The organism is Sandarakinorhabdus cyanobacteriorum, assembly GCF_002251755.1.
GTDB classification, from domain to species: domain Bacteria; phylum Pseudomonadota; class Alphaproteobacteria; order Sphingomonadales; family Sphingomonadaceae; genus Sandarakinorhabdus; species Sandarakinorhabdus cyanobacteriorum.
In genome coordinates, this window is sequence record NZ_NOXT01000002.1 from 1 (window position 1) to 1,736 (window position 1,736).

Consider the following 1,736-nt stretch of genomic DNA (forward strand, 5'->3'; position numbering starts at 1 on the left):
CAACCCGAAATCACCCGGCCGGTGAATAATCCGGGTTAGAAGGTCGCAAGTTCAAATCTGACCCACATTGTCCCACGTTTTCCACAGGCATCCGGCTGATGAAGGGGCTCATCTGGGGGCCTCAGAAGGCTGCGGTGTAAAAATTAATACGATCTATCAATATATTGAGCCGACGATTGGCTTCCCTTCACCCGCTCCTGACCGGCCCCCACTGAGTGGTCCGCTATGTTTGTTAGTGTAAAACCGGCTCTGGTGCCATGGCTGGCCGCAGGTGGAGCGAAGCGGAACCGGAGGGCATGGAGGCTGCCGATCCAGACCTGCCTGACGCTGCTGTTGAACACATCAGCCACATGCTGACGCTAGCCAAGAGCAAGCATCAGGAGGCCATGGCGTTGCTCGGTACGCCTGATCCGAGCGCAGTTCCTCGACTGCGGGAGGTGCTTCGGTTGCTTGAGGAGGTCGAGCTTCTGGCCGACGACGCCTCGACTTACGTCGAGACCGGCGTGATGAAAGCGGCCCTCAAGGATCTGCACTTTCAGCAGGCCAGCGTTCAAATGGCGATTGCCCAGCTTGAGCAGATGAAGGCGCGGTCACCCTGGGCAACGCCCTGGCCGTGGATCACGATTATGGCCCTGGCGCTGATCATCGCCCAAGCTTTGCGTTGATGCAGTGGTTGGAACCGGGACGGTTTTTGAGGTGAATCTCGGTTCTGACCCCAAAATGGCGCGCCAGAATATCTGCATATTTTCAATGCGATAAAGCTCTACACTAAAATCGGTGTAGTCGAGAGCTTTGGAGAATATCGGCAGAGAGAGAGCATGTCAGGGGCATATCAGGCCTAACCCGGTGGAGAGCCCTTTGCCTATAACCCTTGAAACAAACGGGATTTTTCGATCTCAACCCATGAAATAGAATGATTCCAATGGGTTAAATGGCGGAGCGGGAGGGATTCGAACCCTCGATGAGCTTTTGACCCATACACACTTTCCAGGCGTGCGCCTTCGACCACTCGGCCACCGCTCCGCGCTCTGGAAGCGGCGGCGATAGCAAGGGTGGGGCCCGGCGGCAACCGCTGCGCACAAAAAAATGGGGCGGTGCCTCGCGCACCGCCCCATTCCCGGCCCTCCCGAGCCCGGCTTCGCCCGTCTTACTGCAGCAGCTGGGTGACCTGCTGGGCAGACTGGTTGGCCCGGGCCAGCATCGCCTGCGCCGCCTGGCCCAGCACCTGGTTCTTCGACAGGTTGGTCGATTCCTGCGCGAAGTCCGTGTCCTGGATGCGGCTGCGCGAGGCCTGCAGGTTGGTGCTGTTCGACGACAGGTTGTTCACCGCCGCCTCCAGCCGGTTCTGCACGGCACCGATGTTGGCGCGGTTGAGGTTCACGCTGTTCAGCGCCTCGTCGATGGCATCCAGCGCGGCGGTGGCGCCTTCCACGGTCGACACGTCCACTTCGGAAATCCGCAGGCCGCCCTTGCTGCTGCCATAGGCATTTTCCTCAAAGCCCAGGTTGCCAAAGTTCGACGTGGTGCCAAAGGCCAGGCTGCCCGCCCGCACGTCGATCGTCTTGGCCGATTCCAGCCGCACGGTAGAATAGGAAGTCTGGATCGCCGAGGCGGTGAGCGCTGCCGCGTCGGCCGGATCGGTCACACCCACCACGGTATAGCTGGTGCCGGTGCCCTTGATGGTGGCGCCGCCCATGTAAAGGCTGGATCAAGTTTCCCCAAAAGTGCTGGCGCAA

General features: G+C 60.0%; 2 protein-coding genes and 1 tRNA gene. 1 reads left to right on the forward strand and 2 read right to left on the reverse strand.

All coding sequences use genetic code 11. The features are described from left to right. The first annotated feature begins 296 nt into the window (after positions 1 to 296). Positions 297 to 665 (forward strand): hypothetical protein, encoded by a 369-nt coding sequence (locus CHU93_RS00010; protein WP_094472187.1) that lies wholly within the window; start codon positions 297 to 299, stop codon positions 663 to 665. 267 nt (positions 666 to 932) lie between these two features. Here the strand turns inward: CHU93_RS00010 and CHU93_RS00015 are convergent. Both CHU93_RS00015 and CHU93_RS00020 read right to left on the reverse strand, forming a co-directional pair. Next, positions 933 to 1,023 (reverse strand) — tRNA-Ser (locus tag CHU93_RS00015). Positions 1,024 to 1,147: 124 nt separating this feature from the next. After that, a complete protein-coding gene (locus CHU93_RS00020; protein ID WP_094472188.1) occupies positions 1,148 to 1,696 on the reverse strand; it encodes a flagellin in 549 nt (182 codons plus the stop codon). Positions 1,697 to 1,736 lie beyond the last annotated feature (40 nt).